Origin of the sequence: Georgenia sp. SUBG003 (assembly GCF_000715355.2) — a bacterium.
Classification (GTDB): domain Bacteria; phylum Actinomycetota; class Actinomycetes; order Actinomycetales; family Actinomycetaceae; genus Georgenia.
In genome coordinates this window covers 1,985,690-2,011,449 of record NZ_CP180204.1, presented here as the reverse complement: position 1 = coordinate 2,011,449, position 25,760 = coordinate 1,985,690, and the positions used below count along the sequence as shown (strand labels likewise).

Below are 25,760 nucleotides of genomic sequence, written 5' to 3'. Positions count from 1 at the left end.
AGGGCCACGGCCCCGCACCCGCCGGAACGGCGCCTCGCGCCGATCACCGGCACCGCCGGAGGACAGAACCCGGGGTCGACGACGAACCCCACTAACGGTCGGGCCACGACGCCCGACGGAGGTCCCACATGAGCGCCCGCACCGAGGTGGAGCGACGGATCGAGGCCGAACGGCCGGCGCCGCCCGTCTCCCGCAGCTCCCACGCCAGCACCTTCAGCCGCGGCTTCCTCGTCAAGGTCGTGCTGATGGCGCTGGTCAACGCCTTCGGCGTGTACGTGGTCCTGGCAGCGTGGGCCGCCGAGTCCTACGGCGTGCTCGCCGCCACGGCCGTGCTCGTCGTGGCGGCCGACTACGTCTACTTCTCGAAGCGCACGCTCCCGATGAAGTACCTGCTTCCCGGACTGGCGTTCCTGCTCGTCTACCAGGTCTTCGTCGTCGCCTACACGGGCTACGTGGCCCTGACCAACTACGGCGACGGCCACAACTCCACCAAGGGCGACGCCGTGGAGGCGCTGCTGATCCAGAACGAGCGCCGTGTCGAAGGCTCCGCCGCGTACCCGCTCGTGGTGCTGGACGACGGGGGGAGAGCTCGCGTTCGCAATCGTCGACGACGGCGAGGTCCGGGTGGGGCGGGCGGAGGCTCCGCTCGAGACGGTCGACGACGCCGTCGTGACGGACGGTGCGGTCACCGACGTGCCCGGCTACGACGTGCTCGCGCGCCAGGAGGTGCTCGAGCGTCAGGCAGAGGTCACCGCCCTGCGCGTCCCCGTCTCCGACGACCCCTCGGACGGCTCGGTGCGCACCCAGGACGCGCGGAACGGGTACGTGTTCGTGTCCACCTTGGCGTACGACGAGGTGGCCGACACCATGACGGACACCCTGACCGGGACCGTCTACACGCCGAACGAGGACGGCATGTTCGAGGCGCCGGACGGCACCACCCTGCCGGTGGGCTGGAAGGTCTTCGTCGGCCTCGAGAACTTCGCCACGGCGTTCGGCGACACCCGCTACTCCGGGCCCTTCCTGCAGGTGCTCCTGTGGACGCTCGCCTTCTCCGTGCTGTCCGTGGTGACGACCTTCCTGCTCGGGCTCTTCCTCGCCATGGTCTTCAACGACGAGAGGGTCCGCGGGCGCAAGATCTACCGGACGCTGCTGATCCTGCCCTACGCCTTCCCGGGCTTCCTCGCCGCCCTGCTGTGGTCGGGGCTGCTCAACCGGCGCTTCGGCTTCGTCAACTCGGTGCTCCTCGGCGGCGCCGAGATCCCGTGGCTCACCGATCCGTGGCTGGCGAAGCTCTCGGTGATCGGGGTGAACCTGTGGCTGGGTTTCCCGTACATGTTCCTGATCTGCACCGGTGCCCTCCAGTCGATCCCGAAGGACGTCCTGGAGGCGGCCAAGATCGACGGCGCAAGCAGGTTCCGGACGTGGCGCTCCGTGGTGCTCCCGCTGCTCATGGTCTCCACCGCGCCGCTGCTGATCTCCTCCTTCGCGTTCAACTTCAACAACTTCAACCTCATCTACATGCTGACCGGCGGCGGGCCACGGATGGCTGACGCCTCCGTGCCCATCGGGCACACCGACATCCTCATCTCGATGGTCTACTCGATCTCCGGACTCGACGGCACGGCGGACAAGAACTACGGCCTGGCCAGCGCCCTGTCGATCGTCATCTTCCTGATCGTCGCGACCATCTCCGTGATCAGCTTCCGCCGGACCCGCTCGCTCGAGGAGATCAACTGACATGGCCACCGCAACCACCCCTACGGCGGCGCCGGTCAACCGGGTGAGCCGCCGCCGCTGGTTCAGCGAGGTCGGATGGCGGCACGTCGTCGGTGTCGTGGCCGTCGTCTACGCAGCGTTCCCGATCGTGTACGTCCTGTCCGCCTCGCTCAACCCGGGCGGAACGCTCACGGGGTCCAACTCGCTCTTCAGCGAGGTCAGCGGCGCCAACTTCGCCGAGCTGAACGGCACCTACTTCTGGACGTGGGTGCGCAACACGTTGTTCATCGGCACGGTCACCGCCGTCGGCACCGTCCTGATGGGCGCAGCCGCGGCGTACGCCTTCTCGAGGTTCCGGTTCACCGGGCGGCGGGTCGGTCTCATGAGCCTCCTCGTCATCCAGATGTTCCCGCAGATACTTGCCTTCGTCGCCATCTTCCTGCTGCTGCTCGGGCTGCGGAACGTGGTGCCCGTGCTGGGCCTGAACAGTCAGATCGCACTCATCTGCGTGTACCTGGGCGGCGCCCTCGGCGTGAACACGTTCCTGATGTACGGCTTCTTCAACACCGTGCCGCGCGAGCTCGACGAGGCCGCCAAGATCGACGGCGCCACGCACGCCCAGATCTACTGGACGATCATCCTGCGCCTGGTGGCGCCGATCCTGGCCGTCGTCGGCCTGCTCTCCTTCATCAGCTCGTTCTCCGACTTCGTCATCGCCCGCGTGATCCTGCAGTCCGAGCAGAACTGGACGCTGGCGGTGGGGCTGTACGGCTGGGTGTCCTCGTTGCTCGAGGCGAACTGGGGCCTGTTCGCCGCCGGGGCGGTGATCAGTGCGCTGCCGGTGCTCCTGCTCTTCATGTTCCTGCAGCGCTACATCGTGGGCGGACTGACGGCGGGCGCCGTCAAGGGCTAGGCCTCGTCAGTCCAGCGCGATCCACACCGTCGTGTCGGGCGGCACGCTGACCATCCCGTCCAACGGCATCGGCAGGTCCTCGCTGGCGTGCAGGATCTCCCGCTCCGCCGGCACGCGCACGTCCCGGTCCGAGACGTTCGTCAGCACCAGCACGTCACGGTTGATGAAGGCCAGCGTCCCCGCGTACTGCGGGTCGTCCACCCACGCGACATGGCCGGTGCCCAGGCTCAGCTCGCGGCGCAGCCGCAGCGCTTGCCGGTACCGCTCGAACGGGCTGCCAGGCGTGCCGCGCTGCTCGGTGGCGAGGCGCGCCACCTCGGCGATCGTGCCGGCGGGGTCCTCGCCGCGCGGGACGATGCGACCGGCTCGCCCATGCGGACGTAGGCGGTGCCGGGGAGGGCCGTCATGAGGAGCGTCGCGGCCCGGCGACGACGGCGCGCTCCGGCGTCGTCGAGGCCCCACGACGGCGCGGAGCCGTCCGACAGGTCCGTCAGCGTCCACCCCGCGGGCGCGCCCACCGCATCGCGCTGGAGGTAGGAGTCGGAGACGGCGGCACGGAGCCGGGGCGCGTCCCACCGCGTCAGCGCGAGGCGGTCGTCCCGGGTGACGTGCAGCCAGTCCTCGTGAAGGTGCTCCGCCAGGGCCTCCGGCGCGCGCGCGGAGATCCCGCCCGTCAGCACCGCGTCCGCCTCCGCCGCGAGGGCGTGCAACGCGCCGAGATCGACACCGCGGTGCTGGTGCCCGTCGGCGGCGGTCGTCACGCCGAGATCGACGCCGTCGACACCGTGGGCGAGCCAGGCGGCGGCACGCGCGCGGTGCCGGCGGCCGGGGTGGACCGGGCGCACGTGGTCGGGCACGACTGGGGCGGCGGTGTCGCCTGGGCGCTGGCGGCGGAGCACCCGGACCGGGTGGCCTCGCTCACCGCCGTCTCCACCCCGCACCCCCGCGCCCTGGCCGGCGCGCTGGCGAGCCCGAGCCAGGCGGTGCGGCTGTGGTACACGGGCCTCTTCCAGCTGCCATGGGCGCCGGAGGCGGTGATGCGCCGACGGCTCCGGGCCCTCCTGGCCGCCTCCGGGCTCCCCGACCCGTGGGTGGAGTGCTACACGCGGCGGATGCGCGAGCCGGGTGCGCTGCGGGCGGCGCTGAACTGGTACCGGGCGGTGCCGCTGAGCCGGCTGCGTACCGGGGACGTCGCGGTGCCCACCACCTACCTGTGGGGATCGGGCGACCCCGCCCTGCGGCGTGCGGCGGCCCGCCGCACGGGCAGGCACGTCGACGCCCCGTACCGGTTCGTCGAGCTGCCGGCGGGCCACTGGCTGCCGGAGACGGAGCCGGAGGAGATCGCCGCCGCGGTGCTCGACCTGGCGGCCGTGCCGGGCGGCTGAGGTCCACAATGCCGCCATGGAGGCCGCGGCCGTCGGAGTCCGCCGCCTGCGCGTGGACCGCGGCGGACGCCGTGGCCACGGTCCGGACCCGGCACCAGGGCCCGCCCGCACGCCGCGGCCCGCCCGCGCGTAGGCTCCCTGCCATGGTCACGCGCAGCAACGCCGAGCAGGTGGGGGACGAGCGGCTCCGCGACGCGACGGGACGCAGCCGCGCCGAGTGGTACGCCGTCCTGGACGAGACCGGCGCGCAGGAGTGGGACCACACCCGCATCGCGCGGTGGCTCGGCGGCGAGCACGACGTCGACGGCTGGTGGGCGCAGAGCGTCACCGTCGGCTACGAGCAGTCGCGGGGGATGCGCGCGCCGGGCCAGCGCAGCGACGGCACCTGGGAGGCGGGCGCGACGAAGACGCTCTACACCACGCCCCAGGCGCTCTGGCCGTACCTGGCCGACGACGACCTGCGCCGGGACTGGCTCGACGTCGACTGGCAGATGCTCGGCGTCACCGAGCCGCGGTCCGTGCGCATGACCGCCGACGACGGCTCGCGGATCACCATGCTCGTCGACGAGGTCGCGCCCGGACGGGACGGTCGCGCGAAGGTGCGCCTCTCCGTCCAGCACCTGCGCCTGCCCGACGGCGACGCGGTGGGCGAGACCAAGAAGTTCTGGCGCGACAGCCTCGCCGCGCTCGCCGCCGTCGTCAACGGCTGACCCCCGCCCGTCAGACGGGTCCCGCGCTCCCGCATCGCGAGACGACCGGGAGAGTCCGCACCGGATCCATACCCGCCCTTTACGGTGGAGGCATGGCCGAGGTCGAGATCACCACGCCGCGGGGGGTCCCGCTGGCGGGCACCTTCGAACCCGGCCCGGGGACCACCGCGGTGCTCTTCGCGCACGGCTTCCTCTCGGACCGCCACTCCTCCATGCGCTTCGACATCCTCGCCTCGGCGTACCGCACCGCCGGCCACGCCACCCTGCAGATCGACTTCTCCGGGTGCGGCGCCAGCGGCGACGACATCGTCACGGTCGCGGGCGAGGTCGAGGACCTGCGGTCCGCGTCGGCCTGGCTGACGGAGCAGGGGTACCCGGTGCAGGTGGTCCACGCCCACTCGTTCGGCACGCTCGCCGCCATGCGCGCCCAGCTGCCGGACGTCGTCACGATGGTCCTCACCGGCCCGCTCACCGGCCCGATGTCCTATCCGTGGGAGAAGATCTTCTCCCCCGGCCAGCTCGACGACCTCGAGCAGCACGGCTACGCCCGCATCCCCGACGACAACGAGGCCGCCGCGCGCGAGTACTCGGTGATCTCCAAGCAGACCCTGGCGGACTACTCGCTCATCGACCCCGCCGAGCTGCTGGGCACGGTCCGCGTGCCCGTGCTGCTCGTCCACGGCGAGGAGGACGAGCAGGGCACCGACCTGGTGGCGCTGAGCCGCGAGGGCCTGCCGCTCCTGCCGGCCGGGTCGCGGCTGGAGGTGGTCGACGGCGCCGCGCACGGGATGCGGGACCGGATCGACGCCGTCGTCGAGCTCTCGGTGGACTGGGTCGCCGAGCACCTGCCGTTCGACCAGGAGGAGCTGGGGACCGGCTGACGACCGGGACGCGCCGGACCCGGCGCGGCGGCCTCAGACGGACGCCCCGGCCCCCTCAACCGCGGTGCGGTCACGCCCGGCCGCGCCCCCGCTCTCGCCCTCGTACCGGCGTTGCCAGACGCCCTCCAGGCTCGCCGGCACGAACCCCATGCGCTCGTTGATGGCCAGCATGTGCCGGTTCTCCCCCCGCGTTCCAGGTGTGCAGGCGGCGCACCGCGGGCTGGGTGCGCGCCAGCAGCTCGAGGTTCGCCGCCTTCACCAGCAGGCCGAGCCGGCGGCCGCGGTGCTCGCCGTGGACCAGGGTGTTGTACTGGTACGCCACCTCGGGCAGGCTGCGGGGCAGCACCACGTAGGTGAAGGCCGCGAGCTCCCCGCTCGGCACGTGCTCGGCCGCGCTGAGCACGTAGCGCTGCTCGGACCGCGCCATCTCCTCCTCCATGTCCCGGATGCGCCGCGCGTCCCACGCCTCCTCGCGGAGGTCGAGACCTCCGAGCGGCACGTCGACGCTCATCCGCCGCTGGAGGTCGGCGAGGGTGTCCAGCCACTCCTCCGGGGCACGGTCGCACCACTGCACGAGCCGGTAGTCCGCTCCGGCCACCGCCGCGGCCTCCGCCCGCCAGGCGGCTGCCCGGGCCGGGTCCACGGGCAGGGCGAGGGTGGACTGCCGCTCCCCCTGCTCGAGGGAGAATCCGTGCGAGCGCGCGAAACGCGCCGCGTCGTCGTCGGCCGGGACGCGGCCCACGCCGGTGCGGGGGACGACGGCGACCGTCCCCTCCGGCGCCTCGGCCGCGTGCGACGTCCACGTGGTCACGGTGGAGCGGCCGGTGGACCGGATCCGTTCCTCGACGGCGTGCCACAGCGTGGTCCCGATCCCCCGGTGGCGGGCGGCGGGCCGGACCACCACCTCCACCTCGGCGAGGTGAAGGTTGTCCGTGAGCGGCAGGAAGATGGAGGCGTAGCCGAGGACGTGCGAGGGGTCGGGCGCCCCGGCGGCCCCGGCGTCGTCCCGGACGGCGAGCAGGAGCGTCCTGGCGGCGTGGCGCTGCTCGGCGAGCTTGGCGACCAGCGCGGCCGGCGGGTCGGCGAAGTCGTCGTGGCTCAGGACGTCCCGCATGGACTCGGCGAAGATCTCGTGCCACGCCAGGACCGCTGGCGACGGCGGGGCGTCGGCGTGCGCGGGCCTGCGCACCTCCACGACGCGCACCTCTTCCATGCCGCGAGGATGGCACCGGGAGACCGGGACGCACCACGTTTTTCGGGTCCGCGCTGCCGGCCCGGTCAGGGCTCGAGCGGCTCGAGCCGCGCGACGACGCCGCGGTGGTCGCTGCGGCCGCGCTCGGCGACGAGCGCGGCGGTCACGTCGTACCGGGCGGCGTCGACGAGCACGTGGTCGATCGTCGAGCCGAGGAGCGCCGGCAGTCGCGACGGCCAGGTGGCGATGCCGCCGACCCCGGCCTCGACCGCGGCGTCGGCGCACCGGCCGAGGTCCTGCATCGGCGCGTGGTCGAGGGTGGCGTTGAAGTCCCCGGCCATGATCAGCCCGTCCGGGCCACGGTCCCCGCACGGGGCGACGATCTCGTTCAGGTCCCTCAGCCACAGCTCCCGCTGCTCGCGCACCGGTGCGAGCGCGTGCACGCCGACCAGGACGGGGCCGACGCCGGAGGCCGGCTCGGCCCGCACCGTGCCGTGGTACGTGGCGGGGCCGGAGGTCTGCACGTACTCGCCCATCGACCCCGCGACCAGCAGGGCGGTGGTCGGCTCCTCGGCGGCGCCCTCCTCCTCGGCCGTGGCGGCGAAGACCTGGAAGGCCTCGCCGTCGGCGTTCAGGTACGTGGCGACCTGCTGGGCCTGCAGCTGCGACGTCTCGTTCAGGACGAGGACGTCGGCGCCGGTCTCGTCGGCGAGCGCGGCGACGTCGTCGGCGGTGGTGCGGCCCTCGAGGGTGTTGTAGGTGAGCACGGTGATCGTGCCGTCACCGGGGTCGGCCGCGCGCAGCCCGCGGTCCGCCGTCAGCTCGTGGGGGGTTGGCCAGCCCACGGTCCCACAGGTGCCAGGCGTGCGCCGTCGCGACGGCGAGGAGGGCCGCCCCGAGCAGGAGGCTCTTGTTGCCGCCGGCGAACCACGACTTCCTGACGACCCCGACGATGAGCACGACGACGCCGACGGCGGCGAAGACGGCCACGAGCAACGGGCGCAGCGCGATGACCTGGACGAGGGGGTAGGTGGTCGTGAGGCCGCCCCAGTCGGGGTCGATCTTCGTGAGCCACTCCGGGTTGACGGTGAGCACGGCGGCGGCGCCCAGCAGCAGGACGAGGAGCCAGCCGATCACGCGCACACGGTCATTGAAGCAGCCGCCGCCCGGCCGGCCCGGGCGATCGCGCGGCGTGGTCGACGGCCCCGGCCTACCGCCGTCGCCGCGGCTTCGGGTGCAGCACCACGAAGCGCTCCAGCACCACCGGCATGTCGGGGGGCGAAGGCGCGCCCGACCTGCGCCAGCACGTCGGTGAAGTACGCCGCGTGCGCCTCGCGCCAGTGCTCCAGCGAGCCGTCGCCCTCGCCCTCCGCGGCGGCGTGCCCGGCCGGGACGCGGTCGAACGGCACCACCTCGACGGCCTCGGTGCGGATCAGGGCCCGCGGCTCCCCCGCGCCGTCGCAGAGGATGCCGAGCGCGCCGGGTCCGGGCGGGGTCTCGCCGTCGGCCTCCCACTCCCACAGGGCGCTGGAGGTCGCGGTCTTGCGGCCGGCGAGGACGAGGCCGAGGAGCTCGTCGGCCATCTCGGCGCTGTCGCCGAACGACCACGCCGGCGGGGTGAGCGACCCGGTGGTCCCCACGCCGCCGATCGGCTCGATCTTGGTCAGGCCGAGGACCTTGCGGGCCTCTGCCCAGAAGTACTCGAGGGCGTCGTCGCTCGGGGCCGTGGTCTCCATGGGGCGAGTCTGGCAGGGCCATCGGGCGTTGGCGGAGCCCCGGCACTCAGAGGGCGGGCTCGCGCCGGAGCACGGCCGCCATCGCGCCGGCGGCAAGGGTGAACGCCACCGCCATCACGCCGGACATCGCCAGCACCGAACCGCCCAGCAGCCCCGACAGCGGCGCGCCCACCGCGGCCCCGCCGAACTGCGCGGCGCCGACGAGGGCCGCCGCCGTCCCGGCGTCCTGCGCCTGGCGGGCGAGCGCGATCCCCGGGATGGCCGGGATCATCGCCCCGACCGCGCCGATCGCCGGGAGAAGCACGGCCAGCAGGGGCCAGAGCCTGCCGGGACCGGTTCCCACCGTCAGGGCGACCACCCCGATGCCGAGAGCGCCGCCGAGCGCGACGGCCAGGGCGCCACCGACGATCCGGGTGGCCCGCACGCGACCGAGCAGGAGGCCGGTGACCTGGGTGCCGACCGTGACCGTCACGGCGCCGGCACCGAAGAGCAGCCCGAACTGCTGGGCGCTCAGTCCGTAGGTCTCCTGGAAGACGAACGCCGAGGAGGTGATGTAGGTGAACTGCCCGGCCATGGTCAGGCCGGCCACCGCCACGAGCCCGAGGAAGGTCCGGTCCTGGAGGAGCACGAGGTAGGTGCGTACCGCGACGCGGGTCCCGCCGCGCCGGCGGCTCTCCCGCGGGAGGGTCTCGGGCAGCGCACCGGCGACGAGCGCGAGGAGCGCACCCGCCAGCACCGCCAGCGCCACGAACAGCAGCCGCCAGGAGCCGACCAGCAGCAGCTGCGAGCCGAGCGCCGGCGCGAGCACGGGCGCGACCCCGACCACGAGCATGATCCGGGAGATCGTCCGGCCGACGGACACGCCCTCCGAGGTGTCGCGCACGACGGCGAGCGCCACCACCATCCCCGCCGACCCGAGCAGGCCCTGCACCAGCCGCAGCGCGAGCAGCAGGCCGACGTCCCCCCACGACGGCGATGCCGAGCGAGACGACGACGTAGCCGCCGTAGGCCACCAGCAGCGGGGCCCGCCGGCCGACGGCGTCGGACACCGAGCCGAGGAGGAGCTGCCCGAGGGCGACGCCCGCCAGCGCCGCCGTCATCGTCAGCTGGACCTGGCCCGGCCCCGCACCCAGCTCCTCGGCGATGGCGGGGAAGGCGGGGAGGTAGAGGTTGATGGTCAGCGGCCCGAGGGCGGTGAGGGCGCCGAGCAGGACCACCATGCCACCGGTGGTCCGCCGCCCTTGCTCGCTCACCGCCCGAGGGTACGTCGTCCCCGCGCGGGCGGGTGCCCCTCCGGCCGCCACGGTCAGCAGTCGACGACGCCGAGAGAGGCCTGCCCCGCCGAGGTGCGTGCGGACGCCGTCACCGTGCGGCGGCGGGCCGCGGCCACACGGTCGGCGCCGACCCGCGCACGGAGCCGGGCGAGAAGGACCGCGCCCGGAAGCGCCCGGCGGACCATCCGGTCCGGCTGCTCGCGCACCAGCCGCGCGAGCTCGGCGGCGGCCAGGGCCTCGTCCAGGCGGATCCTGCCCAGGACCTCGTGCGGGTGCCCGACGTAGGGCTCCATCATCTCTCTCCTTCTGGGTGTCGGAACTGCGGTAGATGGTCAGGACTGGTGAGCGGTCGCATCCCGGCCCGCGCCTCAGGCGGCCCGTGGCGGCCAGGCGGTGCTGTCCGTCAGGTGGCTCTGCGGGGACGGGCGGTGGGTGAACGCGTGCCCGCGGTCGTCGTCGGCGACGACGCGGAAGAGGTGGAAGGTGTAGGCCGCGAAGGCGAGTCCGGCGAGCAGCCAGATCAGCAGTGCGATGTCCATGGCAGAAATACTGCTGTCGCTCATCTCCTGCCACTAGTGGCAGGATTGCCCGGTTCCATCGATTTCCTGCCACTCCTGTGGGACGATGGCCGCATGATCAGCAACGTGGTCGCGATCGTCTACGACGGCGTCTCCCCGTTCGAGCTCGGCGTGGTGTGCGAGTCGTGGGGCATGGACCGCTCCGAGATGGGGCTGCCGACCTTCGACTTCGCCGTGTGCGCGCCGGAGCCCGGGACCGTGCCGACGTCGATGGGCTTCGACCTGCTGGTGCACCACGGCCTGGACCGGGTCGCCGCCGCGGACCTCGTGGTCGTCCCGGCGGTGCCGCGGTTCGCCGACGTCCCCCGGCCGGTGGTCGAGGCGCTGCAGGCGGCGCACGCGCGCGGTGCACGGGTGATGTCGGTGTGCTCCGGGGCGTTCGCGCTCGGGGCGGCGGGGCTTCTCGACGGACGGCGGTGCACCGCCCACTGGATGCACACCGACGAGCTGGCCGCCCGCTACCCGAAGGCGCGGGTGGTCCCCGAGGTGCTCTACGTCGACGACGACCGTGTCCTGACCTCCGCCGGCACCGCCGCCGGGCTGGACGCGTGCCTGTACCTGTGGCGCGAGGAGTTCGGCGCCGCAGCGGCCAGCCTCGTCGCGCGCCGCATGGTGGTGCCGCCGCAGCGCGAGGGGGGCCAGGCCCAGTTCATCGCCAACCCGGTGCCCGAGTGCGACAGCGAGACGCTCGGCCCGGTGCTCACATGGATCGTCGAGCACCTGGACGAGGAGCTCGCCGTGGACGACCTCGCGGCGCAGTTCGCGATGTCACCCCGGACCTTCGCCCGGCGCTTCCGCGCCGAGACGGGCACGACGCCGCACGCCTGGATCACCACGCAGCGGCTACACCGGGCCGAGCAGCTGCTCGAGCAGACCGACCGGTCCGTCGACCAGATCGCGAACGACGTCGGGTTCGTGAACGCCGCGACGCTGCGGCACCACCTGCGGCGCGTTCGTGGCCTGAGCCCGCAGCAGTACCGGCGGCGGTTCCGCACCGCCCCGCGCGAGCCCGCAGCGGTCACCGCCTGAGGGCGGAAGTGCCTGCCCCACGTCCACCGGGGCCCCACCTCGAGCCGTTCCGCGCCCAGCTGCGGCGGTGCAGCACCGCCGTCCGGTGCGGGACGAGGCCCCGGGACGAAGCCGCGGGCCGCATCAGTGACAATGGGGGATCGTGAGCACGAACCGGGACGAGTCGCCGGCGGCGCAGGCTGCGCCGTCGTCCTCGCCGACCGGTGAGAGCCGGGGCGCAGAAGGCCGGAACGGCAGGGCGAGCGGCAGGTCCTCGCGGCCGGGGCCGCGCGGTGCACGGTGCGGCGACGGCCCGGGAGGGGCCGAAGTTCGAGGAGCTGACGTCCGAGGGGCTGACGTCTCGGGAACGGCAGCAGTGCCGAGAAGATTGGTTGCCGGGCCGGGCTCGCCGACGTCGCCGGCGGGCGGCCGTATCTGCGTCGTCACGGCCGTGCCCTAGCTGACCGGTCCGGATGGGCAGACGAAGATCGTGTTCATCGTGACCTCGCAGTGGCTGGGGAGATCCAGCGCACCAGCGGTCACGAACGGCCACTGCTACCTCCGACGGTGATCGGGGGTTGATATGGCCGACCTCGCACCGGGTGGGTGCGGGGGGTGACAGGGGGTGAGCACGGGGGGTGTGCCCTACGTGTCGAGCAGGCCCGCGGCGAGAGCGGGAGCGATGGCGGGGCTCGCGGGCAGCCGCGCCAGGAGGGTCGCCTGCAGCGCGTGGTAGACGTCCGGCTTGCCGGCCCACGTCCTGGAGCTCGGCAGGTTGGTGGCGTCGAGCTCGTGCCGCCAGGCCCCCGGCGCCTCGAGCAGGTGCTCCGCGGCGTAGTCCCACCACGTGCGGTACCAGCTCTCGTACTCCTCCCCGCCCGTGACGCGGTGCAGCACGGCCGCGGCCCCGAGCGCCTCGGTGAGCACCCAGTGCATCCGCTCGCGCACCACCGGCCGGCCGTCGAGGTCCACGGTGTAGACGAAGCCGTCCGCACCGTCGACGGCCCACCCCTCGGCGGTGCCGGCGGCGAAGAGCGCGCGTGCGCCGTCGAGCATCCACTCCCCCGCCTCCCTGCCGCGGGAGACCAGCGCGTCGCGCGCCTGGAGGGTCAGCCGGGCCCACTCGAACCAGTGCCCGACGGTTGCGCCGAATGGCCGGAACGGGTGCGCCGGGTCCTCCCGGTTGTACTCCGGCAGCGGCGTCCACGCGGCGTCGAAGTGCTCGGGGATGCGCCACGACGCCGCCCGGGCGAACCGGTCCACCACGCGGGCGACGATGCGCACCGCCCGGTCGAGCCAGACGTCGTCCCCGGTGACGTCCGCGGTGGCGAGGTACGCCTCGACGGTGTGCATGTTGGCGTTGACGCCGCGGTAGGGCTCGGCCTCGGTGAACGCCCGGTCCCAGCTCTCGACGACCATGCCCTCGTCCTCGCGCCAGAAGCGCTCGAGCGAGACGCGGCGCGCCCGCGCGAACAGCTCGTCCGCCCCGGACCGGCCGGCCGCCGTCGCGGAGGAGGTGGCGAGCAGGACGAAGGCGTGCGGGTAGGCCTCCTTGCGCCCGGCCGTCGGCCCGGCCACGCCGGGCCCGACGGCGGAGAACCAGCCCCCGTGCTCCGGGTCCTCGAACGTCTCGGTCAGGCAGGCGAGGCCGTGGTCGACCAGCGGCGCGTACCCGGGCCGCCCGAGCAGCGTGCCGAGCGAGAAGGCGTGCACCATCCGGCAGGTGATCCACAGCTCCGTGGGGCGGGCGCGGTCGACCGCGCCGCCGGCGTCGAGGTACCCGAAGCCGTGCGGCGTCCGGGAGGCACGGGCGAAGCGCAGCAGCGCGTCGGACTCGCTCTCCAGCCATCGTGCGTGCGCGGGCGTGCCCAGCCAGGTCGTCATCGATTCCGCTCCCAGTCGCGTGCTCCGGCACCGCGGCGGGCCGGCCGCCCGCCAGCGTACCGACGCGCCGTTGCACGAATCACCGGACGGACCCGGAATGAAGGACGCGTCGGTCCGGTTGACGCGGTCATGAGCGAACCGATCTCCGTGCACGTCTGGTCCGACATCGCCTGCCCCTGGTGCTACATCGGCAAGCGCCGCTTCGAGAAGGGCGCCGCGCAGTTCGGCGGGGACGTCACGGTCGAGTACCACTCCTTCGAGCTCGCCCCCCGACACACCGGTCGACTTCGAGGGCTCCGCGGCCGACTTCCTCGCCGGGCACAAGCGCCTCCCCAAGGACCAGGTCGCCCAGATGCTCGACCAGGTCACGCAGCTCGCCGCCGCCGAGGGCCTCGACTACGACTACGACGCCGTGCGGCACACCAAGACCCTCAAGGCGCACGAGGTCCTCCATCTCGCCCGGACGAAGGGCGTCCAGCTCGACGTCGTCGAGAAGCTCTTCTCCGCCTACTTCGAGCAGGGACGGCACGTGGGGCACGACGAGGACCTCGTCGCCATCGCGGCCGAGGCCGGTCTGGACGCCGACGAGGTGCGGACCGCGCTCGCCGAGGGGACCTACCGCCCAGCCGTCCAGCAGGACATCGCCCAGGCGCAGGCGTACGGCATCAACGGCGTGCCGTTCTACGTCATCGACAACAGGTACGGCGTCTCCGGCGCCCAGGCCCCCGAGACCTTCGCCCAGGTCCTGCGGAAGGTGGCCGAGGAGAGGGCCGCCGCGTCCGAGGGCGTCCGGTGACGGCGGACCGCGACCCCTTCAGCGCCCGCAGGACGCCCGTCCCCGGCCCCTCGGACGCGCGGACGACGCCGGAGGCCTCGCCGGCCGGCCCGGTCGCCCTGGCGGCGGTTCCCGGGCTGGAGGCGATCGGCGACGACGCCGTCGGGTTCTGCGGACCGGACGGGTGCTTCCCCGCCGGCCCGTACGGCCCGCCGGCCTCGTGACCTCCTCGTGCCGTCCCGCCGGGTGCGTGCTAGGCATGCTCAGGACGACTACGGGAGATCCATGACCGAAACTGCGCCCACCGTCCGGGACGAGCTGATCCGCCGCCCGGGACGATTTCTGCGCACCTGGTTGCGTCACCCGCGCAGCGCGCTGGCGGTCCGCGGCGCCCTGGCCGCCTCCCTGGCGTGGTTCGTCGTGCAGTTCCTGCCCGACCCGGCCGCCGACTACCCGTACTACGCCCCGCTCGGGGCGGTCATCGCCACGACGACGACGCTGGTCGGCTCCGTGCGCGAGTCGCTCCAGACGGTGGCGGCGATCGCCGTCGGCGGAGCGGTCGGGTTCCTCGGCGAGCACCTGGGCTCCTCCGACAGCCCGCTCACCGTGGCCCTGGTCGTCGCGCTCGGGGTGCTCGCCGCCGGCCTGCGTCCCCTGGGCCCGATGGCCAGCTGGGCTCCGACGGCCGCCCTGTTCACGCTGATCATCGGCGGCGGCGAGGCCTTCTACATCGGCGTGTACGCAGGACTGGTGCTGCTCGGGGCCGCCATCGGCGTCGCCGTCAACGCCGTGTTCCCGCCCCTGCCGCTGGCCCCGGCGCAGGCGGCGGTGGCTGACGTGCGGCGCGAGCTCGCCGCCCAGCTCGCCGACGTGGCAGACGCTCTGGACCAGGACGACCTGCTCGACGCCGAGGGCTGGGAGAGACGTCAGCACGACGTCGCCCCGAACCGCTGGCTCATGCGCACGAAGGTCCAGGAGGCCGACGACGCCCGCCGGGGCAACCGCCGGGCACGCGCCTATGCGCACGAGCTGGACCGGCTCGACCGCCAGGCGGCTGCGCTCGACCGCGTGGCGCTCCTCGTCGTCGACCTCACGGACCTGCTCGCCGTGGAGGAGCGCGCCGAGAACGAGACCCTGGCCCTCGGCCGCACGCTCCGGCCCGCGGCCGCCGACATGGTCCGTCACCTCGAGGCGGTCGTGCGCAGCGTCGGCGATCCGGGCGACGCCGCGGAGGAGGTACGGCGGACCCGCGAGTCCATGGAGCGGTTCAAGGCGGAGACCGGCCGGGTCCGCACCGACGAGCCGGGCGGCGGCATCATGGTGGCCGCGTCGCTCGCCGTGACGATCCGTCGCTGCCTGGACGAGCTGGCCTCGGTGGGAGGGCCGGACGAACCCGCACAGCCGTCGGACGCCGTTCGGGCACCGGCAGTACGCGCGGAGGGCGCCTGAGCGCCTCCGCGCCGTCAGCGGCCGGCCGCTACTCGCGGATCTGGCCGTCCCCCTCCACGATCCAGGTGGTCGTCGTCAGCTCCGCCAGGCCCATCGGCCCGCGCGCGTGCAGCTTCTGCGTGGAGATCCCGATCTCCGCCCCGAGACCGAACTGGCCACCGTCGGTGAAACGGGACGACGCGTTGACGATCAGCGCCGCGGAGTCGAGCTCGGTCGTGAACCGCTGCACCGAGCGGGTGTCCCGGGTGCAGATGACCTCCGTGTGCCCCGAGGAGTAGCGGCGGATGTGCTCGAGCGCCTCGTCGAGGGAGCCGACCACCCGCACCGCGAGGTCGAGCGAGAGGTACTCGGTCTCCCAGTCGGTCTCCGTCGCCGGCCGGAACCGCAGGCCCTCCGGGAGGTTCGCGGCGACGGCGTCGTCGCCGTGGACCGTGACGTCCCTGCTCCTCAGTGCCTCGAGCACCGCGGGCAGGAACGCGGGCGCGACGTCCTGGTGGACCAGCAGGGTCTCGGCGGCGTTGCAGACGCCGGTGCGCTGAGTCTTGGAGTTGATCACGATCGGCACAGCCTGGTCCACGTCCGCCGAGGCGTCGACGAACACGTGGCAGTTGCCCACGCCGGTCTCGATGACCGGCACGACGGACTCCGTCACGACGGTGCGGATGAGGTCCGCTCCGCCGCGCGGCACCAGCACGTCGACGAGGCCGCGGGCCCGCATCAGCTCGACCGCGCCGGGCCTGCCGTAGGCGTCGATGGACTGCACGAGCTCACGCGGCAGCCCCTGCGCCTCGAGCGCCTCGCCCAGGACGGCGACGATCATCTCGTTCGAGGCGGCCGCGGCGGAGCCGCCGCGGAGGACGACGGCGTTGCCCGACTTCAGCGCCAGCCCGGCCGCGTCCACGGTCACGTTGGGACGGGCCTCGTAGATCATCCCGACGACGCCCATCGGGACGCGGACCTGGCGCAGCCGCAGGCCGTTGGGCAGCGTCGAGCCGCGCACGATCTCGCCGACCGGGTCGGGCAGCGCGGCAAGCTCACGGAGCGCGCCGGCGATGCCGGCGATCCGGCTCTCGTCGAGGGCGAGCCGGTCCAGCAGGGACTCCTTCATCCCGTTCTCCCGGCCACGCGCGAGGTCGGCGCCGTTGGCCTCGACGATGCGGGCGGCGTTCGCGACGAGCGCGTCGGCCATCGCGTTCAGGGCCGCGTCCTTGGTGGCGCGCGTGGCGGTCGCCAGGGTGCGGGCGGCGGTCTTGGCGGCCAGGGGCGACGGCGCGGACAGCCGTCGCGGGCGTCGTCGGCCGTGGTGGGGGTGCCGGCGTCGCGGCGGCGGAGGCGTCGTCGCCGGGCCGGGCGCTCGTCGGGCGACCCTGCCGCGGCGGGGCTCGGCGCGGGCTCGGCCGCCGGCGAGGCCGCCGCCACGGGGGAGACGACGACGGTGCAGGTCTCGGTCGAGGGCATGCGGTTCACGCCCTCGGTCGTCGAGGTCCCGGCCGGCGACGAGCTCGTCATCGAGCTGACCAACACCGGCACCGACGTCCACGACCTCGTCCTCGAGACCGGCGCGACCACCGGCCGGCTCAGCGTCGGGGAGACCCGCACCCTCGAGGCCGGGGTGATCGGCCACGACGTCGAGGGCTGGTGCTCCGTGGCCGGCCACCGGCAGATGGGCATGACGCTCGAGATCGTCGCCGTCGGAACGGACGACGGCGCAGTGCGCGGCGGTGGCACGGCCGGGACCGCGGCCGGGCACGAGGGGCACGGCGGCTCCGCCGTCGTGGGCGCCGGAGCCGCCGGCCTGCTCGATCTCATGGCCGAGCCGGGCGCGGGCTTCGAGGCCCATGACGCCGCCCTGCCGCCCGCCCCCACGGCCACGGTGCACGAGGAGACGCTCACCGTCTCCGAGGTCGGCGCCGAGGTGGCACCCGGTGTCCGCCAGGAACGGTGGACCTTCGACGGCACCGCGCCCGGGCCCACGCTGCGCGGCAAGGTCGGCGACGTCTTCGAGATCACGCTCGTCAACGACGGCACGATCGGGCACTCCGTCGACTTCCACGCCGGCGCCCTCGCGCCGGACCGGCCCATGCGCACCATCGCGCCGGGGGAGTCGCTGACCTACCGGTTCACCGCCACCCGCAGCGGCATCTGGATGTACCACTGCTCGACGATGCCGCTGTCCATGCACATCGCCAACGGAATGTTCGGCGCGGTGATCATCGACCCGCCCGACCTGCCGCCGGTCGACCGGGAGTACGTGCTCGTCCAGTCCGAGGTCTACCTCGGTGAGGTCGACGGTCCCGCCGACGCGGCGAAGATCGCGGCCGAGGACCCGGACCTCGTCGTCTTCAACGGCTACGCCAACCAGTACGACCACGACCGCCTGCCGGCCCGCGTCGGCGAGACGGTGCGCGTGTGGGTCCTCGACGCCGGGCCGTCCCGCGGCAGCTCCTTCCACGTGATCGGTGGCCAGTTCGACACCGTCTACAGCGAGGGCGCGTACCGGCTGGGTGGTCCCGACGTCGTGGGCGGCGACCCCACCGGCGGCGCGCAGGTGCTGCCGCTCACCGCCGCACAGGGCGGGTTCGTCGAGCTGGAGTTCCCGGAGGCGGGCAACTACCCCTTCGTCTCCCACGCGATGGTCGACGCCGAGCGCGGCGCCCACGGGTTCTTCGCGGTCACGGACTGACGACCCGCCGGCCGGTGCTGGCAATGGTGCCGCGCCCGGCGCATGCCGGGGCGATGCCGCTTCGCCCTGCTGGTCCGTGCCGGACGGCCCGAGCGTCTGGGCGACGTGATGCTTTTCGGCGTTTCCAGCGCCGCGCGACTGATGCGAGCGTTGCTCGCACCGGTCGACCCACGCGCGAACGTGCGCGCCTGGCTGACACGGTTCGCGCGAAGCTGGCGCGGGGCCCGCGGGGGTGGCCGGTACGAGCAGGGCGGGATCCCCTCCGGCCGAGCGGGGCACCGATCCGCCTCAGGTGGAGCCTGCGGGAGGAGTCAGGTCGGCCGGCGGGGCCGGGCCCGGCCGGCGTCGTCGCCCCTCGTTCTCGCCCTCACTCCGCGGACGAGTGCCGCTCGAGGAACTGGTACACCTCGGTGTCGTCCACGCCGGGGAACGTGCCGGGCGGCAGCGCGGCCAGCAGGTGCGAGTGCGCCCGGGCGCTCGGCCAGGCCTGGGACGACCACCGCGCGGCAAGGTCCGCCGGCGGCCGGCGGCAGCACGACGGGTCGGGGCAGGTGGAGCGGGCCCGCACCGTGGTCTCGCGTCCCTGGAACCACTTCACGTGCGCGAACGGGACGCCGACGTCGATGGCGAAGTCGCCGTCGGCCGTGCGCTCCACGTGGGTGGTGCACCAGTACGTTCCCCTCCCCATGTCCGTGTACTGGTAGTGCGTGGCGTAGCGGTCCGGGTTGGCGAAGACCCGGCGCGAGGCCCAGCTCCGGCACACGATCTGCCCCTCGATGGCGCCGGTGACGTCGGTGGGGAAGGTGACGTCGTCGTTCTCGTACGCCTTGTAGATCACGCCGTCCTCGCCGACGCGCATGAAGTGCACCGGCAGGTCGAGGTGCTCGGTGGCCAGGTTGGTGAACCGGTGCGCCGCGGTCTCGTAGGAGACGGCGAAGGTGTCGCGCAGGTCGTCGATGGCCAGGGCCCTGGCCGCCTTGGCCTCCTTGAGGAACGCGACGGCGGGCTTCTCCGGCACGAGCAGGGCCGCGGCGAAGTAGTTGGCCTCGACGCGCTGGCGCAGGAAGTCGGCGTAGCCGGTGGGGTCGGAGTGGCCGAGCGCAAAGTGGCCGAGCGTCTGCAGGACGATGGTGCGCGGGTCGTGACCGCCGCGTTCGACGACGGGCAGATAGATCCGGCGGTTGCGCAGGTCGGAGATCGAGCGGGTGGAACGCGGCAGGTCCGGCACGCGGTGCAGCGTGAAGCCGAGGTGCGTGGTGACGGCGCCGACGCCGCGCTCGGTGAGCGGCCCCCCGCCGTGACCGACGGCGGCCGAGATGCGTGAGGCGGCCTGCTCGATCTCGGCGAAGTAGTTGTTGCGCTCGCGCATGCCCTGACGAAGGGCGGCGTTGGCGCGGCGGGCCTCCTCCGGCGTCGCCGCCTGGATGGTGGCGCGGCGTGCGAGCTCCTCGTGCAGCCCGACCAGGGACTCCAGCACCTCGGTGGGCACCTTCGCTCCCGGCCGCACCCGGGGCAGCCCGAGGGCGACGTACTGCGGACGCCCCTGGGCCTGCTCCAGCGCGATCTCCAGGGCGGCGCGGTGCGACGGCGGCTCGCTCTTCATGAGGTCCGCCACCGGGACGCCGAGCTCGGTCGAGATCGCGCTCAGCAGCGCAAGCCGCGGCTCGCGGCGCCCGTTCTCGATCGAGGAGAGGAGCGACGGCGCTCGCTCCACCCGCGCGGCCAGCTCGGTGAGCGTCAGGCCGGCCCGCTGCCGGGCGTGCCGCACGCGACGACCCAGCGTGGCGAGATCGACCGCGGGGTCCGTCGTCGTCACTTCTTCTCCAGGGGTGAAGATCGAATGAAGTTCACCCAGATTAGCGGTAGTTGTGAAACGGGTCACGCAATCAGAGTGATGTCACGTCGAAGTTTCACCCACCGTGAGGAGACACCATGACCGCCACTCTGGAGCCCACCACCGCCAGCGCCAGCCCGCAGGAACGTATCCGCGCCGAGGCCGCGGAGCTGGAGCGCGAGTGGGCCACGAATCCGCGGTGGAGCGGGATCGCCCGGACCTACAGCGCCGAGGACGTCGCCCGCCTGCGCGGGTCCGTCCGGGAGGAGCACACGATCGCCCGCCGCGGCGCCGAGCGTCTCTGGCGCCTGCTGACCTCCACCGAGTACGTCCACGCCCTCGGCGCCATCACCGGCAACCAGGCGGTGCAGATGGTCCGCGCCGGCCTCAAGGCCATCTACCTCTCCGGCTGGCAGGTGGCCGGCGACGGCAACACCGCCGGGGAGACCTACCCGGACCAGTCGCTGTACCCGGTCAACTCCGTGCCGACCGTCGTGCGCCGCATCAACAACGCCCTGCGCCGCGCCGACCAGATCACCTGGTCCGAGGGCACGGACCCGGGCTTCGACTGGTTCGCGCCGATCGTGGCCGACGCCGAGGCAGGCTTCGGCGGCCAGCTCAACGCCTACGAGCTGGCCCGGGCGATGATCTCCGCCGGTGCCTCCGGCATCCACTACGAGGACCAGCTCGCCGCCGAGAAGAAGTGCGGCCACCTCGGTGGCAAGGTGCTCGTCCCCACCGGCCAGCACGTGCGGACCCTCAACGCCGCCCGCCTCGCCGCCGACGTCATGGGTGTCCCGACGATCATCGTCGCCCGCACCGACTCCCTCGCGGCGAACCTCATCACCTCCGACGTCGACCCGGTGGACCAGCCCTTCCTCACCGGGGAACGCACCCCGGAGGGCTTCTACCGCACCGACCCCGGCCCCGGGCCCGTCATCGCCCGCGCCCTGGCCTACGCGCCGTACGCGGACCTGATCTGGGTGGAGACCGGCACCCCGGACATCGGCCTCGCACGTCGGGTGGCCGAGGCGGTGCACGAGCGGTTCCCCGGCAAGATGCTCGCCTACAACTGCTCCCCGTCGTTCAACTGGAAGGCCAACCTCTCCGACGAGCAGATCGCCGGCTTCCAGCGCGAGCTCGGCGAGCTGGGCTACAAGTTCCAGTTCATCACCCTCGCCGGCTTCCACCAGCTCAACTACGGCATGTTCGAGCTGGCCCGCGGCTACGCGCAGAACGGCATGACCTCCTACGTCGAGCTGCAGGAGAAGGAGTTCGCCGCCGAGGCGCACGGCTACACCGCCACCCGGCACCAGCGCGAGGTCGGCGCCGGCTACTTCGACCTCGTCGCCACCGCCATCAACCCCGACTCGGAGACCCTCGCGCTGCGCGGGTCCACCGAGGAGCAGCAGTTCTAGGCCGCAGCCGGCCGGAAAGGACCACCACCATGACCACCACCGCCCCGCACCCCCCGCCCGCTCGTCGTGGTCGCCCCGAGGCGGACCGGCGCCAAGCCCCTGCGAGTGGTCGCGCCCAGCGCACCCAGCGCACCCAGCGCCGCGACCCCGGCCACGGCGGCGGTGGTGGCCGGGACCGAACCGGCGACGTCACCGTCGGGCACCTCGACGGTCCGCGTCACGAACTCCGAAGTCGGCGGGGCCCGGGAGATCCTTACCCCCGAGGCGCTGACGTTCCTGGCCGAGCTGCACCGCCGCTTCGCGAGCCGGCGGGCCGAGCTGCTGACCGAGCGGCACGAGCGTCGCCGCCGCCTGGCCGACGGGGAGCTGCCGGACCTCCTGCCCGGGACGAAGCGCATCCGGGACGACCGCACGTGGCGGGTCGCTCCGCCGGGCCCCGGGCTGGTCGACCGGCGGGTCGAGATCACCGGCCCGACGGACCGGAAGACGGCGATCAACGCCCTCAGTTCCGGGGCCAAGGTGTGGCTGGCCGACCTCGAGGACGCCAACACGCCGCACTTCGCGAACGTGGTTGACGGGCAGGTCAACCTGCACGACGCCGTCCGCCGCACCATCTCCCTCACCACGCCGGAGGGACAGCGGTACACCCTCGGCGAGGAGACCGCCACGATCGTCGTCCGGCCGCGCGGCTGGCACCTGGTGGAGAAGCACCTCACGGTCGACGGCGAGCCCATGGTCGGCGCCCTGGTGGACTTCGGCCTGTACCTCTTCCACAACGCCGCCGAGCTCGTCGCCCGCGGCTCCGGGCCGTACTTCTCGCTGCCGAAGCTGGAGAACCACCACGAGGCGCGGCTGTGGCACGACGTCTTCGCCTTCGCCGAGGAGGCACTGGGCGTCACGCACGGCACGATCCGCGCCACCGTGCTCATCGAGACGATCATGGCCGCGTTCGAGATGGAGGAGATCCTCTACGAGCTGCGCGAGTACTCCGCCGGCCTCAGCGCCGGCCGGTGGGACTACGTGTTCTCCGTCATCAAGAAGTTCCGTGACTCCGGGCCGGCCTTCGTGCTGCCCGACCGTGCGGACGTCACCATGGACGCGCCGTTCATGCGCGCGTACACCGAGCTGCTGGTCCGCACGTGCCACAGGCGCGGCGCGCACGCCATCGGGGGGATGTCGGCTCTCATCCCCTCCGAGGACCCGGTCCGCGACGCCGAGGCCGAGGAGAGGGTCCGTGCGGAGAAACGGCGCGAGGCGGACGCCGGCTTCGACGGCTCGTCGGTCGCGCACCCGGCGATGGTCGGTCACGTCCGCGAGGTCTTCGACGGCGTCCTCGGCGCCTGCCCGAACCAGGTGTGGCGCGCACGGGAGGACGTCCACGTCACCGCCCGCCAGCTCCTCGACGTCGCCTCGACCCCGGGCGGCGTCACGGAGGCGGGGGTGCGCACCAACGTCGCGGTGGCCCTGCGCTACCTCGAGGCCTGGCTGGGCGGGCGCGGCGCCGTCGCCATCCTCGGCCTGATGGAGGACGCGGCAACCGCGGAGATCTCGCGCTCGCAGCTCTGGCAGTGGATCCGCAGCACCACCCGCCTCGACGACGGCCGCACCGTCACCGGCGCGCTCGTCCGGGCGATCCTCGAGGAGGAGACGGCGCGGCTGCTGGCCGAGGCGGGCGACGACGTCGAGCGGCGTGCCCGGATCGCCGAGGCCACGGAGCTGCTCGCCGAGGTCGTCCTGGGGGAGGAGTTCCCCACGTTCCTCACGGTGCCCGCGTACGCGTGCCGGGTGAGGTGAGGCTGCCCGCCGGTCGACCTCCGTAAACTGAACGACCATGGCACCAGGGCGCACGGACACGCTGGGGCGGATCGACGCCTGGCTCAACGACCCGGCCGATCCGCTCTGGGAGCGGCCCCGCCCCGACCGGGTGCAGGTGCGCCGCGACGTCGTCGGCGCCGCGGTCTTCCTGGCGGTCTCGCTCGCCATGGTGCTCCTGACCAAGAACATGGGCATGCGGGTCGACGGCGAGGAGACCTGGCGCGCCTACGTGGCGGTGGGTCTGCTGATCGTGCCGCTGGCGCTGCGGCGCCGGTTCCCGCTGGCCGTCGCGCTGGTGTCGAGCGGGCTGTTCGTCGGGCTGTCGTACCTCAGCACGGAGGCCAGCATGCAGCTGAGCTTCCAGGCCGCCTACTTCGCGGCCCTCTACGCGGCGGTCGCGTGGGCGCGCGACCGCAGGCTGCTGTGGTTCGTCATCGCTCTCGTCCTGCTGGCCATGGTGCTCTGGCTCGTCGTCGGCTACACGACGACGTCGATGATCGAGAACACGTTCGAGGGCTACGAGTCGCCCGAGGGTCCGTTCGGCCAGCTCACCGCCGCCGTCCTGTACACGTCCGCCGTCAACCTCGCGTACTTCGGCGGGGCGATCGCCGTCGGCCGCACCGCCTGGCGTGCGGCGCTTCAGCGCCAGCGTCTCGCCGAGCAGGCGGACCAGATCAGGGAGCAGTCCGGCGAGCTGGCCCGGCGCGCCGTGGTCGACGAGCGGCTCCGCATCGCCCGTGAGCTCCACGACGTCGTGGCGCATCACGTCGCCGTCATCGGGATCCAGGCCGGAGCGGCGCGCCGCGTGCTCGGGAAGGACCCCGACGCCGCGACCGACGCGCTGCGCACGATCGAGGGCTCCAGCCGCGACGCCGTCGCCGAGATGCGCTCGCTGCTCGGCGTGCTGCGCAGCGACACCGACCTCCGGTCGGGCTCCGACCGTGCGCCGGAGCCCGACCTCGCCGGCCTGCGGGAGCTCGTGGCCGGGCACGCCGACGCGGGGCTCGAGGTCGAGCTGAGCTGCGTCGAGGCGCGGCCGGGAGACCTGGAGCAGGTGCCCGACGCTCTCGCGCTGTCCATCTACCGCACCGTGCAGGAGTCCCTCGCCAACGTCGTCCGTCACTCCACCGCCACCCGTGTCCTCGTCACCCTGCGCTCCGGCCACGCCAGCGAGGGTGACGACGCCGGTCCCGCGGGAGATGCGGGCGCCGGGAGCGGGGGAACGGCGGTCGAGCCAGGTCCGCCGCCCGCACCCGGCGACGGCGAGCCGCGCTGGGTCGAGGTGGAGGTTGTGGACGACGGTCGCCCGCGCGCCGGCACGGAGGGCTCCGGTTTCGGTCTGCGCGGCATCCGCGAGCGGGTCGCCCTGCACGGCGGCGACGCCGAGATCGGGCCCCGGCGCACCGGCACCGGCTGGCGGGTCCGTGCCAGGTTCGCGCTCCGCACGCGGGACGGCGCCCTCACGTGACCGCCCCACGAACCACCGAACGAGGAGACCGATGACCACCCCCGTGCGCGTCCTCATCGCGGACGACCAGGCGCTCGTGCGCTCCGGCTTCGCGATGGTCCTCTCCGTCGAGGACGACATCGAGGTCGTGGGCCAGGCCGCCAACGGCTCCGAGGCCCTCGACGTGCTCGCCGCCACCGGCGCCGACGTCGTCCTGATGGACGTGCAGATGCCCGTGATGGACGGGATCGCGGCCACCCAGCGCGTCGTCGAGCAGGACCTGGCGAAGGTCATCATCCTCACCACGTTCGACCGCGAGGACTACCTCTTCGACGCCCTGGCCGCCGGAGCGAGCGGCTTCCTGCTCAAGAACGCCGACCCGGACGACCTCGTCGACGCCATCCGCGCCGTCGCCGACGGTCACGCGCTGCTCGCCCCCGAGGCCACCGTCAAGGTGATCTCCCGACTGGTCGCGCCCGGACTCGCTCCCGGCGGCCGACGCGCGGCCGGCGGGTGGCCGCGGCGCTGGCCGCCGGCGGGACGGTGGGTCCCGCGCTGGCCCGCCGCCACGACCCAGGCCGGTGACCGGCTGCGCGACCTCCTCGCCCGGATGGGCGCGACGATCGACCTGAGCGACGGCGTCCTCGCCGTCACCGGCCCGGCCGACGGCCTCATCCGGGGGCCTGGACGCGGACCTGCACGACGCCGGCGAGCTCACCCCGACCATCGCGGCGCTGTGCGCCCTGGCGGCCACGCCGTCGCGGCTGCGGGGGGGTGGCGCACCTGCGCGGGCACGAGACGGACCGGCTCGCCGCGCTCGTCACCGAGATCAACCGCCTCGGGGGCCGGGCGCGGGAGACGGACGACGGCGTCCAGATCGACCCCGCCCCGCTGCACGGCGGCCGCGTGGAGACCTACGCCGACCACCGGATGGCGACGTTCGCGGCCGTCCTCGCGCTGCGGGTGCCCGGCGTCGAGATCGTCGACGTCGCCACCACCGCGAAGACCCTGCCCGACTTCACGGGAATGTGGCAGGCGATGCTCGCCGGGAGCCGCTGA

General features: G+C 73.6%; 24 protein-coding genes and 4 pseudogenes. 15 read left to right on the top strand and 13 right to left on the bottom strand.

Annotated elements, in window-relative coordinates:
- Positions 1 to 128: 128 nt before the first annotated feature.
- Positions 129 to 1,740, top strand: a pseudogene (locus DA06_RS09900) (ABC transporter permease subunit).
- 1 nt (position 1,741) lies between these two features.
- The gene (locus tag DA06_RS09895; protein WP_043499552.1) at positions 1,742 to 2,632 is read left to right on the top strand and encodes a sugar ABC transporter permease; all 891 of its coding nucleotides are present in this window, start codon (positions 1,742 to 1,744) and stop codon (positions 2,630 to 2,632) included.
- A gap of 6 nt (positions 2,633 to 2,638) precedes the next feature.
- Here DA06_RS09895 and DA06_RS09890 read toward each other — a convergent pair whose 3' ends face one another.
- Positions 2,639 to 2,833 carry a hypothetical protein gene (locus DA06_RS09890; protein WP_418607569.1) on the bottom strand — a complete coding sequence of 65 codons (195 nt, stop codon included), beginning with the start codon at positions 2,831 to 2,833 and terminating at the stop codon, positions 2,639 to 2,641.
- 26 nt (positions 2,834 to 2,859) lie between these two features.
- Entirely contained in the window at positions 2,860 to 3,393 is a 534-nt protein-coding gene (locus tag DA06_RS09885) for a hypothetical protein (protein ID WP_418607568.1), read from the bottom strand.
- Between DA06_RS09885 and DA06_RS09880 the strand changes: the two genes are divergently transcribed.
- From DA06_RS09880 to DA06_RS09870, 3 genes are all read left to right on the top strand, one after another.
- Positions 3,364 to 4,017 (top strand): alpha/beta fold hydrolase, encoded by a 654-nt coding sequence (locus tag DA06_RS09880; RefSeq protein ID WP_418607566.1) that lies wholly within the window; start codon positions 3,364 to 3,366, stop codon positions 4,015 to 4,017. The genes DA06_RS09885 and DA06_RS09880 overlap by 30 nt on opposite strands.
- A gap of 143 nt (positions 4,018 to 4,160) precedes the next feature.
- Positions 4,161 to 4,727: a hypothetical protein gene (locus DA06_RS09875; RefSeq protein WP_418607565.1), complete on the top strand. Its 567-nt coding sequence runs from the start codon at positions 4,161 to 4,163 to the stop codon at positions 4,725 to 4,727.
- Positions 4,728 to 4,819: 92 nt separating this feature from the next.
- Positions 4,820 to 5,608 carry an alpha/beta hydrolase family protein gene (locus DA06_RS09870; protein ID WP_043499538.1) on the top strand — a complete coding sequence of 263 codons (789 nt, stop codon included), beginning with the start codon at positions 4,820 to 4,822 and terminating at the stop codon, positions 5,606 to 5,608.
- A gap of 70 nt (positions 5,609 to 5,678) precedes the next feature.
- Here the strand turns inward: DA06_RS09870 and DA06_RS09865 are convergent, their stop codons facing one another.
- The 8 genes and pseudogenes from DA06_RS09865 to DA06_RS09830 all read right to left on the bottom strand — a co-directional run bounded on the left by DA06_RS09865 (position 5,679) and on the right by DA06_RS09830 (position 10,373).
- Positions 5,679 to 6,821: a GNAT family N-acetyltransferase gene (locus tag DA06_RS09865; protein WP_052436601.1), complete on the bottom strand. Its 1,143-nt coding sequence runs from the start codon at positions 6,819 to 6,821 to the stop codon at positions 5,679 to 5,681.
- Between the two features lie 65 nt (positions 6,822 to 6,886).
- Entirely contained in the window at positions 6,887 to 7,645 is a 759-nt protein-coding gene (locus DA06_RS09860; RefSeq protein WP_418607563.1) for an endonuclease/exonuclease/phosphatase family protein, read from the bottom strand.
- Positions 7,581 to 7,937, bottom strand: a complete 357-nt coding sequence (locus DA06_RS09855) for a hypothetical protein (RefSeq protein WP_418607562.1) — start codon at positions 7,935 to 7,937, stop codon at positions 7,581 to 7,583. Before DA06_RS09855 ends, DA06_RS09860 begins: the two co-directional genes overlap by 65 nt.
- On the bottom strand, positions 7,934 to 8,536 hold the full coding sequence (locus DA06_RS09850; protein ID WP_418607560.1) for an ASCH domain-containing protein: 603 nt from the start codon (positions 8,534 to 8,536) through the stop codon (positions 7,934 to 7,936). The genes DA06_RS09855 and DA06_RS09850 overlap by 4 nt, the downstream gene beginning before the upstream one ends.
- Positions 8,537 to 8,582: 46 nt before the next feature.
- On the bottom strand, positions 8,583 to 9,488 hold the full coding sequence (locus DA06_RS09845; RefSeq protein ID WP_418607961.1) for an MFS transporter: 906 nt from the start codon (positions 9,486 to 9,488) through the stop codon (positions 8,583 to 8,585).
- Between the two features lie 28 nt (positions 9,489 to 9,516).
- A pseudogene (locus DA06_RS09840) lies at positions 9,517 to 9,756 on the bottom strand (MFS transporter); the annotation flags it as partial.
- 86 nt (positions 9,757 to 9,842) lie between these two features.
- Entirely contained in the window at positions 9,843 to 10,103 is a 261-nt protein-coding gene (locus DA06_RS09835; RefSeq protein ID WP_418607558.1) for a hypothetical protein, read from the bottom strand.
- 75 nt (positions 10,104 to 10,178) lie between these two features.
- The gene (locus tag DA06_RS09830; RefSeq protein WP_418607557.1) at positions 10,179 to 10,373 is read right to left on the bottom strand and encodes a hypothetical protein; all 195 of its coding nucleotides are present in this window, start codon (positions 10,371 to 10,373) and stop codon (positions 10,179 to 10,181) included.
- Between the two features lie 69 nt (positions 10,374 to 10,442).
- Between DA06_RS09830 and DA06_RS09825 the strand changes: the two genes are divergently transcribed.
- Positions 10,443 to 11,417, top strand: coding sequence for a helix-turn-helix domain-containing protein (locus tag DA06_RS09825; RefSeq protein ID WP_043499534.1), 975 nt, complete (start codon positions 10,443 to 10,445; stop codon positions 11,415 to 11,417).
- Positions 11,418 to 12,041: 624 nt separating this feature from the next.
- Here the strand turns inward: DA06_RS09825 and DA06_RS09820 are convergent.
- A complete protein-coding gene (locus DA06_RS09820; protein WP_043499526.1) occupies positions 12,042 to 13,280 on the bottom strand; it encodes an AGE family epimerase/isomerase in 1,239 nt (412 codons plus the stop codon).
- A gap of 129 nt (positions 13,281 to 13,409) precedes the next feature.
- On the opposite strand from DA06_RS09820, the pseudogene DA06_RS09815 reads away from it, so the two are divergent.
- From DA06_RS09815 to DA06_RS09805, 3 genes and pseudogenes are all read left to right on the top strand, one after another.
- Positions 13,410 to 14,076: pseudogene (locus DA06_RS09815) on the top strand (DsbA family oxidoreductase).
- Positions 14,073 to 14,279, top strand: coding sequence for a hypothetical protein (locus tag DA06_RS09810; RefSeq protein ID WP_043499524.1), 207 nt, complete (start codon positions 14,073 to 14,075; stop codon positions 14,277 to 14,279). Before DA06_RS09815 ends, DA06_RS09810 begins: the two are co-directional and overlap by 4 nt.
- Positions 14,280 to 14,340: 61 nt before the next feature.
- Positions 14,341 to 15,504, top strand: a complete 1,164-nt coding sequence (locus tag DA06_RS09805; RefSeq protein ID WP_052436596.1) for an FUSC family protein — start codon at positions 14,341 to 14,343, stop codon at positions 15,502 to 15,504.
- A 28-nt stretch (positions 15,505 to 15,532) separates the two neighbouring features.
- Here the strand turns inward: DA06_RS09805 and DA06_RS09800 are convergent, their stop codons facing one another.
- Positions 15,533 to 16,783, bottom strand: a complete 1,251-nt coding sequence (locus DA06_RS09800) for a glutamate-5-semialdehyde dehydrogenase (protein WP_052436597.1) — start codon at positions 16,781 to 16,783, stop codon at positions 15,533 to 15,535.
- Positions 16,784 to 16,960: 177 nt separating this feature from the next.
- Between DA06_RS09800 and DA06_RS09795 the strand changes: the two genes are divergently transcribed.
- On the top strand, positions 16,961 to 18,187 hold the full coding sequence (locus tag DA06_RS09795) for a multicopper oxidase domain-containing protein (RefSeq protein ID WP_418607554.1): 1,227 nt from the start codon (positions 16,961 to 16,963) through the stop codon (positions 18,185 to 18,187).
- A 367-nt stretch (positions 18,188 to 18,554) separates the two neighbouring features.
- Here DA06_RS09795 and DA06_RS09790 read toward each other — a convergent pair whose 3' ends face one another.
- A complete protein-coding gene (locus DA06_RS09790; RefSeq protein WP_052436594.1) occupies positions 18,555 to 20,003 on the bottom strand; it encodes a helix-turn-helix transcriptional regulator in 1,449 nt (482 codons plus the stop codon).
- A gap of 116 nt (positions 20,004 to 20,119) precedes the next feature.
- Between DA06_RS09790 and aceA the strand changes: the two genes are divergently transcribed.
- The 5 genes and pseudogenes from aceA (at position 20,120) to DA06_RS09765 (ending at position 25,760) form a co-directional block, all read left to right on the top strand.
- Positions 20,120 to 21,439 carry an isocitrate lyase gene (aceA, locus tag DA06_RS09785; RefSeq protein WP_418607552.1) on the top strand — a complete coding sequence of 440 codons (1,320 nt, stop codon included), beginning with the start codon at positions 20,120 to 20,122 and terminating at the stop codon, positions 21,437 to 21,439.
- A 165-nt stretch (positions 21,440 to 21,604) separates the two neighbouring features.
- Positions 21,605 to 23,233, top strand: a complete 1,629-nt coding sequence (gene aceB / locus DA06_RS09780) for a malate synthase A (RefSeq protein WP_418607959.1) — start codon at positions 21,605 to 21,607, stop codon at positions 23,231 to 23,233.
- Between the two features lie 37 nt (positions 23,234 to 23,270).
- On the top strand, positions 23,271 to 24,722 hold the full coding sequence (locus tag DA06_RS09775) for a histidine kinase (protein ID WP_052436593.1): 1,452 nt from the start codon (positions 23,271 to 23,273) through the stop codon (positions 24,720 to 24,722).
- 31 nt (positions 24,723 to 24,753) lie between these two features.
- Positions 24,754 to 25,047 (top strand): annotated as a pseudogene (locus DA06_RS09770) (response regulator); the annotation flags it as partial.
- Positions 25,048 to 25,475: 428 nt separating this feature from the next.
- Positions 25,476 to 25,760 (top strand): hypothetical protein, encoded by a 285-nt coding sequence (locus DA06_RS09765; RefSeq protein WP_052436591.1) that lies wholly within the window; start codon positions 25,476 to 25,478, stop codon positions 25,758 to 25,760.

Excerpts from the sequence above, each read along its gene's own strand:
- DA06_RS09895 (WP_043499552.1), top strand. The coding sequence starts at position 1,742 with ATGGCCACCGCAACCACCCCTACGGCGGCGCCGGTCAACCGGGTGAGC.
- DA06_RS09875 (WP_418607565.1), top strand. The coding sequence starts at position 4,161 with ATGGTCACGCGCAGCAACGCCGAGCAGGTGGGGGACGAGCGGCTCCGC.
- DA06_RS09870 (WP_043499538.1), top strand. The coding sequence starts at position 4,820 with ATGGCCGAGGTCGAGATCACCACGCCGCGGGGGGTCCCGCTGGCGGGC.
- DA06_RS09865 (WP_052436601.1), bottom strand. The coding sequence starts at position 6,821 with ATGGAAGAGGTGCGCGTCGTGGAGGTGCGCAGGCCCGCGCACGCCGAC.
- DA06_RS09850 (WP_418607560.1), bottom strand. The coding sequence starts at position 8,536 with ATGGAGACCACGGCCCCGAGCGACGACGCCCTCGAGTACTTCTGGGCA.
- DA06_RS09835 (WP_418607558.1), bottom strand. The coding sequence starts at position 10,103 with ATGGAGCCCTACGTCGGGCACCCGCACGAGGTCCTGGGCAGGATCCGC.
- DA06_RS09830 (WP_418607557.1), bottom strand. The coding sequence starts at position 10,373 with ATGAGCGACAGCAGTATTTCTGCCATGGACATCGCACTGCTGATCTGG.
- DA06_RS09825 (WP_043499534.1), top strand. The coding sequence starts at position 10,443 with ATGATCAGCAACGTGGTCGCGATCGTCTACGACGGCGTCTCCCCGTTC.
- DA06_RS09820 (WP_043499526.1), bottom strand. The coding sequence starts at position 13,280 with ATGACGACCTGGCTGGGCACGCCCGCGCACGCACGATGGCTGGAGAGC.
- DA06_RS09805 (WP_052436596.1), top strand. The coding sequence starts at position 14,341 with ATGACCGAAACTGCGCCCACCGTCCGGGACGAGCTGATCCGCCGCCCG.
- DA06_RS09795 (WP_418607554.1), top strand. The coding sequence starts at position 16,961 with ATGCGGTTCACGCCCTCGGTCGTCGAGGTCCCGGCCGGCGACGAGCTC.
- aceA (WP_418607552.1), top strand. The coding sequence starts at position 20,120 with ATGACCGCCACTCTGGAGCCCACCACCGCCAGCGCCAGCCCGCAGGAA.
- DA06_RS09775 (WP_052436593.1), top strand. The coding sequence starts at position 23,271 with ATGGCACCAGGGCGCACGGACACGCTGGGGCGGATCGACGCCTGGCTC.